This window comes from Rhabdothermincola sp. (genome assembly GCF_036846205.1).
Taxonomy (GTDB): domain Bacteria; phylum Actinomycetota; class Acidimicrobiia; order Acidimicrobiales; family Acidimicrobilacustridaceae; genus Rhabdothermincola.
This window is the reverse complement of the sequence record NZ_DAIUCK010000091.1, coordinates 1-13,418: the sequence shown is the minus strand read 5'-3', so window position 1 is coordinate 13,418 and position 13,418 is coordinate 1. Positions and strand designations below refer to the sequence as shown.

The window sequence follows — 13,418 nt, the reverse complement described above, 5'->3', positions numbered from 1 at the left end:
CGTCAGATTGCCGTCGGAGCCGATCGCGTACGACCAGCCATACCCGTCCACTCCACACTGACCACTCAACGCCTCACGCGCATCTGCGCCGTGCACATGTGCTGCGACCAGCCCGATGCAGGTCATTCCCGCAGTCGCGGCTCCTGCTATCTTCTTCATCACCTTTCACCCTATACTAGATTTAAGCTACTTGTTGCTGTGTCTATCACATCATAGACTGCTTGTCAACCCGAAGCCTCCGTTGGACCCCGTTCTCGCTGTCGGTTCAGATCGTGAACTCATGACCCAGCAAGTCTGGGAACCGCCGTGCTGCCTGGTCCGGACGGGTCAGCGAGCGTCGCTTGGGCTTCGGGTTGCGACCAGCCAGACCCTGGCGGCCCTTCGACGCCGCCACGGTCTTCTAGGAGACCTTCCAGCCCTGTTCGCGCAGGTCCTCCCACACCCGCGGCGACCCGTAGGTCCCCGGGTTACCCCAGAGTCCTCGAAGGACGCCTTGACCGCAGCGTCGAGCTCGGCCCGACGCTGCTCGCGTGGCGTCGGCCGACGGTTCCACCACTTGTGAGAACGTCGACAGCGGCACGGTCAGCGCCAGAGCCACCGAGGCCGCGAGCACAACACAGGCGACGTCGACGTCGCCCAGACGGAGGGGTGGTCGCGCTCGGATAGCGTCACGGGGTGCCCTCAACCCCTTCCCGAGACCTGGTCGCCGTCGACAACCCCCACCCGGGACGCGACTATGAGGTGCGCTGCGAGACCCCCGAGCTGACCTGCCTGTGCCCGATGACCGGCCAGCCCGACTTCGCCACCGTCGTGGTCACCTACGTGCCCGACCGCAAGATCGTGGAGCTCAAGTCGCTCAAGCTCTACCTGTGGAGCTTCCGCGACGAAGGGCACTTCCACGAGGACGTCACCAACCGGATCCTCGACGACCTGGTGGCGGCGATCGCACCCCGGCGCATGACCGTGGAGACCCACTGGAACGTGCGGGGTGGCATCACCACCACGGTGACCGCCCGCCACCCGTCTGCCGAGCCCGATTGATCGGACCCACCCTCGCCCTGACCACCACGTTTGTGTCCCCCTTGACTTGATCTGTTAGGTATACCTAACTTCTCCTCCCATCCAGGAGGTGATCGAGTTGAGGAAGGTCGGCATCGGACGAGTTCTGGTCGGGGTGGTGGCCGTGGCCATCGCCTGGGGGACCACCGGGTGCGGCGACGACGCACCGACCGAGAGCAGCGCCACCACCACCGGCGCGAGCGGGCGCCCCTGCGAGCCGGTCGGTGCCGAGCTGGCCGCCGGCGCCACCGACCGGATCGACGTGGAGCTGGCCGACTACGTGATCAACCTCGACCACGCCGCGACCCGAGCGGGCGCGGTCACTTTCGTGGCGCACAACATCGGCACCGAGGACCACGAGGTCGCCTTCCTGCCCGGCGGAGGCCCCGTGCCCACCGTGCCCGGCGGCGAACCGGACGAAGCGGCGCTCGAGGCGGCGGGAGCCTTCGAGCTCGAAGCGTTCGGTCCCGGGCGGACGTGCGACGCCACCTTCGTGCTCGAGCCGGGCACCTACACCTTGTTCTGCGTGGTCCACGCGCCCGACGGGCGGACGCATCTGGCCCACGGGATGCACGCCACCCTCACCGTGACCTGACCCGTTCGCTGGGTCCGACGGTCCGGGTGCGCGGCCGGGCGGGAGTGCTCAGACCCCGTCGGGCATGTTCTCCGGCCGGGGGAGCTCCTCCCGCTCGACCACGTCGGCGGGCGCGGTCTCCGAGGGGGGAGGGTTCGGCACCTTGCTGGCACCGAGGTCGACGAACCGGCCGATGTGCGCCAGGGTCGCCCACGACAGCCGCTGCGCACCCCAGGTGCTCAGGTGCAGGTTGTCCTTCTGGTAGGGGCCGCGCAGCTTGCCGTCCGCGTAGGTGACCTCCTTGGCGAACGTGTGGTCGGGCCCGCCGAGGATGGCGAAGGTGTCGACGTAGGTGACCCACGGACGCGTCCGGGCCTCGCTCCAGTAGATGTAGTTGAGCACGTCCATGTTCGAGATCTGCGACCCCGGACCTGCCGGCACGGCACCGACCCACACCACCAGGCGATCGTTGTCGGGGCTCTTCAACAGGTCCATCGTGGCGCCGACCCGGCGGCGGTACTCCGCATACCACTCCGGGGTGTACTTCTTGACCACCCGACCACCCTCGAGCTCGAGGTTCTGGTCGTCGTTGGCGCCGAACATCACGACCACGACGTCGGGGTCGAGGCCGGGAAGCACGTCCTTCGCGAAGTGCTCCGGCCAGTTGTAGTAATCGGGGCGGATCAAGCCGGTGCCGAGCTGGTAGTCGAGGGTGGCTTTGAACAGGCCGGTGGAATCCGCGATGGGCTGCATCTGCACCCCGAACGAGCCGCCCACGGAGTCACCGCCCACCCACAGCTTCAGCGGGTCGGCGAGTGTGGGCGTGCGCAGGCGCAACACGGGCGGCGCGGTGGTGGCCGGCCCGCCCTCGGCCTCGGTCGCTTCCTTCTGGGCCAGCAGTTCCTCGTAGCTCGGCCCACCTCCTGCGCGGCGCCCGAGCGCCTCGTCGAGCGCGTTGCGCGGTCCGCTGAGCCCGACTGCGTCGCTGACGTCGGCGACGGCCTGCGCCACGTGCTGGCGGAACCCGTCACCCCGGGCCTTGCTCTTGCGCAGGGTGGCGTCCGCGTTGAGCAGCGCGGCGAGCAGCAGCCCCACGACCACCACCACCAGCACGATGCCCGCCGGCATCGTGCCCGGCCGCTCGGGCCGCTGGCCCCGGACCAGGCGCCCCAGCAGCGACGGGCCCGCACCTCGACGAGCCGAGCGGGCCGACCCGCGCGACGGCGCCACGTCCCCAGCCACCTGCATGGGCGGCAACGGTACCGGTCGCTCGCCGGTGGGAGCACTCACGTCCGCCACGGCCTCGACATCAGAACTGGAAGTAGATGAACGGGGCGATGCCCTCCGGCCCGAGCGCGTTGATGCCGACCAGCGCGGCGGCCACCAGCCCGATCTGCAGGGCGGGTGCCAGACGGCCGAAGCCGCGCTGCGCCTGCTCCGGGATGCTCGGGGGCACGAACTGCGAGGCCAGCATCGCCACGATGGTCGCCGCGAGCAACGGGGTCACCAGCGAGGAGGCACCCCCCGTGACCGGCACCAGCTGGCCCAGCACCGCGAGCGCCCCGTCGAGTGACGTCGCCCGGAAGAACACCCAGGCCAGCGCGACGACATGGAACGTGAGCAGCCACTGGAGCACCGCCACCACCCGCGGCGGCACCCCTAGCGGCTCGCGCTCGGCCCACCGGGCCTTGACCACCCGCTCGGCGATCAGCGCCCCACCGTGGATCGCCCCCCAGATGACGAAGGTCCAGTTGGCACCGTGCCAGAGCCCACCGAGCAGCATGGTGAGCATCAGGTTGAGGTAGACGAACCCCCTGCGGGGCTGGTTCCCCCGAGCGGGATCGAACATCGCCACCAACCGGGAGCTGCGGTTGCCCCCGAGCGGGATGTACAGGTAGTCGCGCAGCCACCGCGACAGGGTCATGTGCCATCGCCGCCAGAACTCCTGCACCGAGCGCGACCGGTACGGGGCGTCGAAGTTCTGCGGGAAGCGGATCCCGAGCAGGAGGGCCACACCGATGGCGATGTCGGTGTAGCCGCTGAAGTCGGCGTAGATCTGGATCGCGTACGCGTAGATGCCGAACAGCACCTCCAGGCTGCTGTGCCCCTGCGGGAACTGGAAGACCGGATCCGCGACGGTCGCCATGTAGCTGGAGATCACGACCTTCTTGAACAGCCCGCGGAAGATCAGCATGAACGCTTCCGAGGACTCGACCGCTCGGGGGTCCGGGCGGGTGTCGAGCTGCCAGGCGAACTCGCTGGCTCGCACGATCGGCCCCGCGACCAGGTGCGCGAAGAACGACAGGTACACCGCGAAGTCGAGCAGCGGCATCGGCTTGCGCCACTCGCCGCGCCCGATGTCGACCACGTAGCTGATGGCCTGGAAGGTGAAGAAGGAGATGCCCACGGGGAGCACGATCCCGAGCAGCGGCGGGTCGAGGTCGAAGCCGAGGCGGTTCAGCCAGCTGCTCCCGGTCGACAGCACGAACTCCGTGTACTTGAACACCCCCAGCGCGCCGAGGTTGACCAGCACGGCGAGCCGCACCAGGCGCCTGCTGGCCGTGGTGCGCTGCCCGTCGGGGCCGAGCGACGCGTAGATCTGCCGCCCGAAGAACCAGTTGACCCCGATCGATCCCAGCAGGAGGAACACGTAGTACCAGCGGAACCAGCCGTAGAAGATCAGGCTGGCGGCGAGGATGAACAGGCGCCACCGCTTCGGGAACGGTCGCAACAGCCAGTTGCCCGTGAACACGACCACGAAGAAGATCGCGAAGTCGACGGTCGGGAACAGCATCGGAGTGGGCGACTCGGCCGAGGAGCAGGCGGATGCCGGAGCGTGGAACGCTAGCCGAGCGGCGTGGCCGGTTCAGCCATGGGCCGTTCGATCCACGTAGGAGCTGACCGCGCCGTGCAGCGACTCGAGCTCGCGGGCCGCGTCGGCTTCAGCCCGAGCCAGCGATGACGGTGCGTCACCGACAGCCCGGCACACCCGCCCGTAGACCTTCAGCTTGGGCTCGGTGCCGCTGGGCCGGGCGATCAGCCGAGCGTCGCCGCCGAGGTGGAGCACCACCGCGTCGACCGGTGGGAGCCGCCCGCCGGCGAGGAGGTCCTCCACTCGGCGGACCTCGTGGTGCCCGAGCCGCGCCGGTGGCGACGACCGCAGGGCGGCCATCAGGGCATCGATCCTCGACCGGGCGGCGTAGCCGGTGAACCGGAACGACCAGGTGGCGGTGGCGAACAGCCCGTGACGCCGGGCGAGCTGCTCGAGGCGGTCCCACACGGTGAGGCCAGCGGCGCGAAGCTCGGCGGCGAGCTCGGCGAACGCCAACGCCGCGGCGATGCCGTCCTTGTCCCGGAGGTAGCCGTCGACGGCGTAGCCGAGTGCCTCCTCGTAGGCCAGCACCAGCTCCCACTCGGGGTGGGCGATCACGGGGCGCATCAGCCACTTGAACCCCGTCAGGGTCTCGACGTGGTGCACGCCGTGCGCGGCCGCGAGCCGCGCCACCAGGCCGGAGGAGACGAACGTGTCGACCACCAGTCGCTCACCAGCCACGCCGTCGGTGCGGCGAAGCCGATGGTCGGCCAGCAGCGCACCCACCTGATCGCCCGTCAATCGCCGCCAGCGCCCGTCGCGCCCGCGGACCGCCACGCCCAAGCGGTCCGCGTCGGGGTCGTGGGCGAGCACCAGGTCCGCGCCGACCTCCTCTGCCTGGCCGTAGGCCAGGTCGAGCACCCCGTCTTCCTCGGGGTTGGGGTAGGGCGTGGTCGGGAAGGCCGGATCGGGCGCCGCCTGCGCGGCCACCACGTGCAGCGGTTCGAAGCCCGCGGCGGCGAACACCCGCTCCGTGACGTCGAGCCCGACGCCGTGCAGGGGCGTGTAGACGATCGACACGTTGCGCGGGCCGCCACCGAGTCGGCTCACCGCCCGCTCGACGTACGCGTCGACGACGTCGCTGCCCGCCTGGCGGATGCCGCGGGAGTCCTCCTCACCGTCACCGCCAGGCACCTCGAGCAACACCGGGGTGCCCCCGCCGTCGATCTCGTCGAGCTCGTCGATCGCGGCCGCGATCTGGCGATCCACCGGGGGCACGATCTGCGCGCCGTCACCCAGGTACACCTTGAAACCGTTGTCGGCCGGCGGGTTGTGGCTGGCGGTGCACATCACCCCCGCGTCGGCACCGAGCAGCCGGACCGCGAACGCCACCAGCGGCGTCGGCACCGGCCGGGGGAACAGGACCGCCACCCCGCCCGCTGCCGCCACCGCCCTCGCGGTCTCGAGCGCGAACTCGTCCGACTTGCGCCGAGCGTCGTAGCCGACGACGACCTTCCGGCCGGCGCCGAGGTAGCGCATCAACCCCGTGGCGGCCCGGCGGACCACCACCCGGTTCATGCGGTTCGGTCCGGCACCCATCTCCGCCCGCAAGCCAGCGGTGCCGAACTCGAGCCGGTGGTCGAACCGGTCACGCAGCCCGTCCTCGTCCCCCGCCGCCACCAGCGCGTCGAGCTCGGCCCGGGTCTCGGGATCGGGATCGGTGGCCTGCCAGGCCCGCACGCGTCGGATCAGCTCGGCGTCGAGCACGGCCCCTCAGTCTGCTCGCGGCTGGCCTCGGGCGAGGACCTCGAGGTGCCGGTAGGGTCCTCGCGGTGCGAGACGACCTCTCCCTGCTCGACGCCACCGGGCAGGCCGAGCTGGTGCGCTCGGGCGCCTGCACCCCGCTGGAGCTCGTCGAAGCCGCCATCGAGCGCGTCGAGCGCCTGAACCCGCGGTTGAACGCGATCATCCATCCCCTCTTCGACAAGGCCCGCGACCAGGCCCGGCGCGATCCCGATCTGGCGGCGCGCCCCTTCGCCGGCGTGCCGATGGGCCTCAAGGACGCGGTCGCGCACTCCGCGGGCGACCCCTACCACCTCGGCATGCGGTTCCTGCGGGACCTCGGATGGACCGAAGACGAAGACGCCTGGCTGGTCACCCGGTTCCGCGACGCCGGGCTGTCGATCATCGGCAAGACGAACCTCCCCGAGCTCGCCTTCTCCGACACCACCGAGCCCGTCGCCTACGGCCCGACGCGAAACCCCTGGGATCCCTCCCGCTCACCCGGCGGGTCCAGCGGTGGCAGCGCGGCCGCGGTGGCTTCGGGCATGGTGCCCGTCGCCCACGGCAACGACATGGGCGGCTCGATCCGCATCCCCGCCAGCGCGTGCGGCCTGGTCGGTCTCAAGCCCACCCGGGCCCGGACCTCGCTGGCACCGTCGCTGGGCGAGCTGTGGGGACCGACCACCCACGAGGGCGTGCTCACCCGCACCGTGCGCGACACCGCGGCCGTGCTGGACCGCATCGCCGGGTCCGCACCGGGTGATCCCTACACCGCGCCCCCGCCGGCGCGCCCGTTCCTCGACGAGCTCGGCGCGGATCCCGGCTCGCTGCGCATCGGGCTTCGGGTGGAGCTGCCCGCGCCGGGCGGCGAGCCCCACAGCGCGTGCCGGGCCGCGGTGGAGCGGACCGGACAGGCGCTGGAGGACCTCGGCCACCGCGTGGACTGGTCGGCCCCCGACGCCTTGGACCTCAGCCTCGACGACGCCCTGCTGATGTTCCCGGTGTTCGCGGCCCGCGAGCTCGACCGCTGGTCGGCCCGCACCGGCCGGATCATCGGCGAGGACGACGTGGAGCCCGCCACGTGGGCGATGGCGGAGATCGGCCGGTCCGTCACCGCCGCTCGGTACCTCGCCTGCCTGGACGCCACGCAGCGCTGGTCCCGGCAGGCGGCGGCCTGGTGGGCGGCTGGGTGGGACGTGCTGGTCACCCCCACCCTCCCCGAGCCACCTCCGCCGCTGGGCGAACTCGGCGGCCCGACCGGCGCCCGCCTGGTGGCCTACACGCTGCCGTGGAACCTGAGTGGGCAGCCGGCGATCTCCCTGCCGCTGCACCAGGACCACTCGGGCCTCCCGATCGGTGTCCAGTTCATCGCGGTGCAAGGCCGCGAAGACCTGCTCCTCCGGCTCGCCGCCCAGCTCGAGCAGGCGCTGCCCTGGCACGACCGGCTCCCACCGGTCCACGCGTCACGCTGAGGGGAAGATGACGCCGCCGATGCCCACGATCGACACCATCGAGGTCGCCGATCCGCCGGAGGCCTGGCGGGCGGCCGGCTTCGACGTCGACGACGACGCCACCTGCCGCGTCGGCGGGGTGCGGATCCGCCTGGTGGGCCGGGAACGGGGCCGGCGCATCCTGTCGTGGACGTTGCGGGACGCCACCCTCGCGAGCCCCGACCTCGACGGCCTCCCCACCACTGCCAGCACGGCGCCACCCTGCGAGCCGGCCCGCCACCCGAACGGTGTGCTCCAGATCGACCACGTGGTGCTGGTGACCCCTGACCCCGCTCGGACCACGGCGGCGCTGCGCGCCGCGGGGTTCGAGCCGCGCCGGACCCGCCACACCGACCAGTACGGGCCGCCGTTCCTGCAGGTGTTCTTCCGCGCCGGTGAGGTCATCGTGGAGCTGATCGGCCCCGAGGAACCGAGCGGGGACGGGCCGGCGGCGTTCTTCGGCCTGGCCTACACGGTGGCCGACCTCGACGCGACCGCCGCGCTGCTCCGCGACGCGCTCGGTGCACCCAAGGCCGCCGTGCAACCCGGCCGGCGCATCGCCACCCTCCGGCACAAGGCACTCGGTCTGTCGGTGCCCACCGCGTTCCTCTCCCCCGGGCCGGACGCGCTGGGCCGCGAGCAGGGCCCGGCGCGCTGACGGGCCCGCGAGGGGTGCGGCTACCCTCGGGCCGGGATGCTCGACCACGTCTTCACCGATGCCATCGGGGCGCTACGCGACGCCTTCGAAGGGGCCCTGCTCGAACGACAAGCGTTCGAGGAGCGCTTCCAGATGGACATGCTGCTCGGGGACATGCGCTGGGAGACCAGCTACGGGCTCCCCGGCGAAGGCCTCCCACCCCGGGTGCAGGCCGACATCACCCTCTCCTGGCCGACGTGGTCGCAGACCTCCTACCGCCTCTGGTACATCGACGAGCCCTTCGACGAGCCGCCCCGCATCGACATCGAGATCGTGTTGCGCGTGCAGCGCCTCGCCTCCTCGCCCGATCCGGCGATGCTGCTGAGCGTGCTGCCCACCGAGAGCCCGCCGATCGCCAGCGAGCCGTTGCACCGCTCAGGGCCGACGATCGAGACGGTGTACCCACCCGACCTCAAGGAGCCCGAGTACGCCATCGAGGTCAGCTACGACGGCTCCTACGAGTTCGACGAAGCCACCCTCGAGGACGGCCGTATCCTCGACGACCACTTCTCCTCGATGGGCGGGTGGATCTCCTCCACCCTGGTACGGGTGGGCGATCTCACCTGGGACTTCCTCCCGCCGCTCGACGGCGGGGAGTAGCAGGGCCGATCAGCCGATTCAGCCCAGTCAGAACGACTTGGGGTTCGGCAGCAGGTCGTCGAAGCGTGGGTCGCGCTTCTCGCTCTTGGCGGCGAAGCTCTCCATCATGTCGGCCGGCTGGAACATGCCCGTCTGCCAGGTGGCGATGTAGTTGAGCCCGTCGGCGACGGAGTGGTCGCGGGCGTAGTTGATCATCTCCTTGGTCCCCCAGATCGCCAGCGGGCTCTTGGCAGCGATCTCGCGGGCGATCTCCATCACGGCCTCGAGCATCGCCTCCTGGGTGTCGAACACCTCGTTGACCAGCCCGACCTCCTTCGCCCGGGCGGCGGGCATGCGCCGCCCGGTGTAGGCCAGCTCGCGGGCCACCCCCTCGGGGATCAGCTTCGGCAGGCGCTGCAGGGTACCGACGTCGGCGGTCATGCCGATGTTGATCTCCTGGACCACGAAGAACGCGTCCGCGGTCGCGTAGCGGCAGTCACAGGCGGTGACCATGTCCACCGCGCCGCCCACGCAGCCGCCCTGCACCGCGGCGAGCACCGGCTGGCGGGCCTTCTCGAGGGCGTTGAAGCTCTCCTGGAGCAGCAGCGCGGTCTGGCGCAGCCGGGCCCGGGTACGGCCCATCTCGGTGGTGCGGGGCTCCTCGTTCCCCGGCAGGCCGGCCCCTCCGGTGAACACCGACAGGTCCATCCCGGCGCTGAAGTGCCTGCCGGTGGAGGACAGCACGATCACCCTGGCCGAGCCGTCGTCGTCGATCTCCCGCACGATCTGCGGCAGCTCGGACCAGAAGGCCGGCACCATGGTGTTCAGCTCGTCCGGTCGGTTGAGGCGCAGGTGCGCCACCTTGTCGGTGATCTCGACGTCGAAGCAGGAGTAGCCCATGCCGCCAACCCTAGGCGGCTGCTCACCACCCGAGCCCCTCCCGCTCTCGCGTTCTGGCATGTCAAACGCGTGCCCTGGCACGCGTTTGACATGCCAGAACGGAAGAGGGGGCGTGACCGAGCGACGGGAGTGGGAAAGCCAGCTTTCTAGAACTTGTTGCAAAGATGGGCCGAATGGCCTAGAAGTGTGTGCGGAGGGAGTGGCATCCGACACACCGGGCGCCCGAGGAAGGAAGGAACCCGCACATGCGAAAGACCCTGGCCGCGGTGGCGCTCGCCGCCACCCTGCTGCTCACCGCCGTGCCGGCAGCCGATGCCGCCGGGTGGTGGAGCCGGAGCAAGCCGGCGCCGGCCCCCCAGCCGACCCGCACGTTGTCCTACACGGAGTCGTGGCTGCTGCAGTCGGTGCTCGACAACGTGGCCCTCACCGACATCGAGCTCACCCCGGCCGGCCGGCAGTTCCTCAACAGCATCCTGCGGGCCCTGATGCCCAAGCTCTGCCCGATCGTGGCCAACGCCGCCGCACCGGAGTTCCGCGACCTGGTGCTGCAAGGCTGCCAGGGGGTCGCCGCCGCGCCCGATCCGTACGGTGCGCTGCTCGACTTCCTGCCGCTGGCCTGCGCGGGAGGGGACGTGATCTTCCCCGACTACCGCCAGCTCATCCGGGTGGCCTGCGGCCTGCTGTTCTGAACCGCCTCTCGGGGTGCGGATCACCGACCACACATCGGCGTTCCGCACCCCGAGGCGACACCGCGGTCCAGGGCCCGGCGATCAGGCCGAGGCCGAGGCCGACGCCGCCGCGGCCCGGTCCTGGGAGACCGCGTCGAACTCGAGGTACTCCTCGCCGGTGTCGGCCCAGTCCTCGAACTGGATCACGCCGATCTCCTCGAACCGGCGGCGCAGCCAGGCGTCACCGGCGTCGAGCAGCCCGAGCTTCTTGCAGTTGGGCACGATCTTCGAGAACAGCATCTGCTGGAAGATCATCTGATCCTGCGGGACGTCGAGGAGCAGCCGCACCATCTTCCTGGTGTCGATGCCCATGCGCTCCCACACCTCCTGCTGGAGGAACCGGTCCCGCATCCGCACCGCGGCCTCGAACGCGAACTCCTGGCGCTCGCGGAGCTCCTTGGCGTCGAGCTCCGCGTAGTACTCCTTGAGCGAGAGCACCCCGAAGGCCACGTGGCGGGCCTCGTCGCTCATCACGTACCGCAGCAGCTGCTTGAGCAGCGGCTCGGTGGTGAGCTGGTACATGAAGCCGAACGCGGCCAGCGCCAGGCCCTCGACCATGATCTGCATGCCCAGGTAGGTCATGTCCCAGCGCCTGTCCTCGATGATGTCGTCGAGCAGCAGCCGCAGGTGGGCGTTGATCGGGTAGAAGCCCGTGAGCTTCTCCTGGAGGTACTTGGCGAAGACCTCGACGTGGCGGGCCTCGTCCATCACCTGGGTCGAGGCGTAGTACTTGGCGTCGATCCACGGGACCGTCTCGACGATCTTGGCGGTGCAGATCAGCGCGCCCTGCTCGCCGTGCATGAACTGGCTCAGGCGCCAGTTCATCGACTCGACCCCGAGCTGGGTCCACTCCTTCTCACCGAAGTTGCGGAAGGGTGACTCCGGGTGGTTCTGGAGATACTCGAACGGGCCGGCCGTGTTCGAGCCCCGGATGACGCTCACGACCTTCTCGGGGTCGACGTCGGTGTCCCAGGGCAGGTCGGTCTCACCGTTCCACTGCGCGGTCTTGGCCTTCTCGTAGAGCTTGTTGAGCGCGGGCCGCGCCCCCTTCTCGTAGTCCCAGGTGAAGATGGCGTCCGCGTTGTCCTTGACCTGGTGGACGAGCTCGTCGACGTCGGAGTTCGCGATGGCGAGGATCGCCTCCAAGTCGTTGACGTCGGCTCGGCCGAGGATCTGCTGGTCGTCTGCCATGGCGATAGCTCCTGTGGGTCGGGAGTGCGAGCTCCTAGTCGTTGGGATCTTCCGTGGGGTCGTTGGGTTCTCGACTGGGGTGATCGGGGGGCGTGACCGAAGCGACCACCCGACCGACGAGGTCCTCCCAGGCCCGGGGATCGGGAGAGGCCACACCCAGGGCTTCGAAGATGAGGAACCCGAGGCCGACGGCGTGAGCCAGGTGCACGATGGCACGGGTGTCGACCTCGGGGTCGACGACGCCGTCGACCTTCGACGCGTCCACCAGACCGGCCAGCCGCGCCGCTCGCTCGGCGAGGTGGCCGCGTAGCAGCCTCGCCACCTCCTCGTCGCGCCGGGCGGCCACGAACGCCTCCAGCAGGAGCGCGTGGCCCGGCTGGGGCCGGCGGGTGACGAGATGGGACCCGACCGTGCGCAGCAGGTCGGTGGCCCGCCCGTCGAAGGCGTGATCGGCGAAGAGCTGGTCGAACTCGTCCTCGGTGCAGGACCGGATGGCGGCCGCGAGCAGCTCGGCCTTTCCCGAGAAGCGGCTGTAGATGGCCCCGGTCGTCAGGCCGGCCCGGCGCGCGATCTCCGCCACGCCCGCCCCGTCGTAGCCCTTCTCCCCGAACACCTGCGCCGCGGCCGCGACCAACCGCTCGGTGGTGGTGTCGACGGCGCTCGAGTCGACGGTCAGCGGGGTGGCAGCTGGGGTGACAGCAGGGCTGACAGCAGAGGTGGCAGTGCCCACGACTCCATAATAACGATCATTATCAGTTCATCAAGTCGGGCGCTGCCCGTCGAGGCGTCGATCGAGGGATCGCGCCGGCCCGTGACCCGGCCGGCCTCCCACCGATCTCACGGGCATGCCGGCCCTCCAGCACGGCGTTCACCTCGGCGCCGAGCAGCACGCACGACACCGAGATGAGCAGCCACAGCATGAACACGATCACCCCGCCGAGAGCGCCGTAGGTCTGGTTGTAGGTCCCGAAGGTCGAGACGTACAGGGAGAAGCCGGCGCTGGCCGCCACCCACACCACCACCGCGACCACCGCACCCCAGCTCACCCACTGCCACCTCCGGCGGCGGTCCGATCCCACGCGGTAGATGACGGCGAGCGCCGCCAGCATCAGGGCCGCCAGCACGGGCCAACGCAACGCCGAGGCCACCACCCGGCCGACGGGGCCGGCCACGTCACCGGCCCAACCCGGCAGACCGGTGAGGATGAGCATCACCACCACGACGAAACCGATGCCGGCCACCGTCATGGCGAGCGCGATCGAGCGACGACGCACGAAGCCCCTTCCCTCCCGCTGGCCGTAGACGGTGGCCACCGCGACCAGCAGATGGTTCACGGCAGCTGAGGCTCCCCACAACGAGGCCGCGAGACCGACCACCAACCCCACGCCCAGGCGTCCGGAGCCCGTCGATGCCAGTTCGCTCAACTGGGCGCTGAGCAACCGCCGGGCCTCATCGGGTATCGGGCCCTTCAAGTCCTCGATCTGCGCCGCGACATCGTCGGGCTCGCTGACGATGCCGTACGCCGCGACGAGCGCGGTGAGGGCCGGCACAACCGACAGCAGCGCGTAGAACTCCGCGCACGAGGCGGAGTCGCCTTCGATGCCCG

Annotated in this window: 13 protein-coding genes; 6 read left to right on the top strand and 7 right to left on the bottom strand. The window is 70.5% G+C overall.

Going from position 1 to position 13,418, the window contains the following annotated elements; genetic code table 11:
* The first annotated feature begins 675 nt into the window (after window positions 1–675).
* Together queF and V7004_RS12530 are read left to right on the top strand one after the other, a co-directional pair.
* Window positions 676–1,041, top strand: coding sequence for a preQ(1) synthase (gene queF, locus V7004_RS12535; RefSeq protein ID WP_334144370.1), 366 nt, complete (start codon window positions 676–678; stop codon window positions 1,039–1,041).
* An 88-nt stretch (window positions 1,042–1,129) separates the two neighbouring features.
* Complete coding sequence (locus tag V7004_RS12530) at window positions 1,130–1,654, top strand: hypothetical protein (RefSeq protein WP_334144368.1); 525 nt, start codon at window positions 1,130–1,132, stop codon at window positions 1,652–1,654.
* Window positions 1,655–1,702: 48 nt separating this feature from the next.
* Here V7004_RS12530 and V7004_RS12525 read toward each other — a convergent pair whose 3' ends face one another.
* The 3 genes from V7004_RS12525 to V7004_RS12515 all read right to left on the bottom strand — a co-directional run bounded on the left by V7004_RS12525 (window position 1,703) and on the right by V7004_RS12515 (window position 6,212).
* A complete protein-coding gene (locus V7004_RS12525) occupies window positions 1,703–2,881 on the bottom strand; it encodes a DUF459 domain-containing protein (protein WP_334144367.1) in 1,179 nt (392 codons plus the stop codon).
* 61 nt (window positions 2,882–2,942) lie between these two features.
* Window positions 2,943–4,427 carry an MBOAT family O-acyltransferase gene (locus V7004_RS12520; RefSeq protein ID WP_334144365.1) on the bottom strand — a complete coding sequence of 495 codons (1,485 nt, stop codon included), beginning with the start codon at window positions 4,425–4,427 and terminating at the stop codon, window positions 2,943–2,945.
* 72 nt (window positions 4,428–4,499) lie between these two features.
* Entirely contained in the window at window positions 4,500–6,212 is a 1,713-nt protein-coding gene (locus tag V7004_RS12515; protein WP_334144364.1) for a phospho-sugar mutase, read from the bottom strand.
* Between the two features lie 65 nt (window positions 6,213–6,277).
* Between V7004_RS12515 and V7004_RS12510 the strand changes: the two genes are divergently transcribed.
* The 3 genes from V7004_RS12510 to V7004_RS12500 are packed head-to-tail and all read left to right on the top strand — an operon-like array spanning window position 6,278 to window position 9,014.
* Window positions 6,278–7,699 (top strand): amidase, encoded by a 1,422-nt coding sequence (locus V7004_RS12510; RefSeq protein WP_334144363.1) that lies wholly within the window; start codon window positions 6,278–6,280, stop codon window positions 7,697–7,699.
* A gap of 19 nt (window positions 7,700–7,718) precedes the next feature.
* The gene (locus V7004_RS12505) at window positions 7,719–8,375 is read left to right on the top strand and encodes a VOC family protein (protein ID WP_334144361.1); all 657 of its coding nucleotides are present in this window, start codon (window positions 7,719–7,721) and stop codon (window positions 8,373–8,375) included.
* 36 nt (window positions 8,376–8,411) lie between these two features.
* Window positions 8,412–9,014, top strand: a complete 603-nt coding sequence (locus V7004_RS12500; RefSeq protein ID WP_334144360.1) for a hypothetical protein — start codon at window positions 8,412–8,414, stop codon at window positions 9,012–9,014.
* 27 nt (window positions 9,015–9,041) lie between these two features.
* Here V7004_RS12500 and V7004_RS12495 read toward each other — a convergent pair whose 3' ends face one another.
* Entirely contained in the window at window positions 9,042–9,893 is an 852-nt protein-coding gene (locus V7004_RS12495) for a crotonase/enoyl-CoA hydratase family protein (protein WP_334144359.1), read from the bottom strand.
* A 245-nt stretch (window positions 9,894–10,138) separates the two neighbouring features.
* On the opposite strand from V7004_RS12495, the gene V7004_RS12490 reads away from it, so the two are divergent.
* Window positions 10,139–10,582, top strand: coding sequence for a hypothetical protein (locus tag V7004_RS12490; RefSeq protein ID WP_334144358.1), 444 nt, complete (start codon window positions 10,139–10,141; stop codon window positions 10,580–10,582).
* 81 nt (window positions 10,583–10,663) lie between these two features.
* Here V7004_RS12490 and V7004_RS12485 read toward each other — a convergent pair whose 3' ends face one another.
* The 3 genes from V7004_RS12485 to V7004_RS12475 all read right to left on the bottom strand — a co-directional run.
* Window positions 10,664–11,812, bottom strand: a complete 1,149-nt coding sequence (locus V7004_RS12485) for a ferritin-like domain-containing protein (RefSeq protein WP_334144357.1) — start codon at window positions 11,810–11,812, stop codon at window positions 10,664–10,666.
* 34 nt (window positions 11,813–11,846) lie between these two features.
* Window positions 11,847–12,542, bottom strand: coding sequence for a TetR/AcrR family transcriptional regulator (locus V7004_RS12480; RefSeq protein WP_334144356.1), 696 nt, complete (start codon window positions 12,540–12,542; stop codon window positions 11,847–11,849).
* A 22-nt stretch (window positions 12,543–12,564) separates the two neighbouring features.
* A partial coding sequence (locus V7004_RS12475; protein WP_334144355.1) for a YihY/virulence factor BrkB family protein occupies window positions 12,565–13,418 on the bottom strand: 854 nt, incomplete at its 5' end.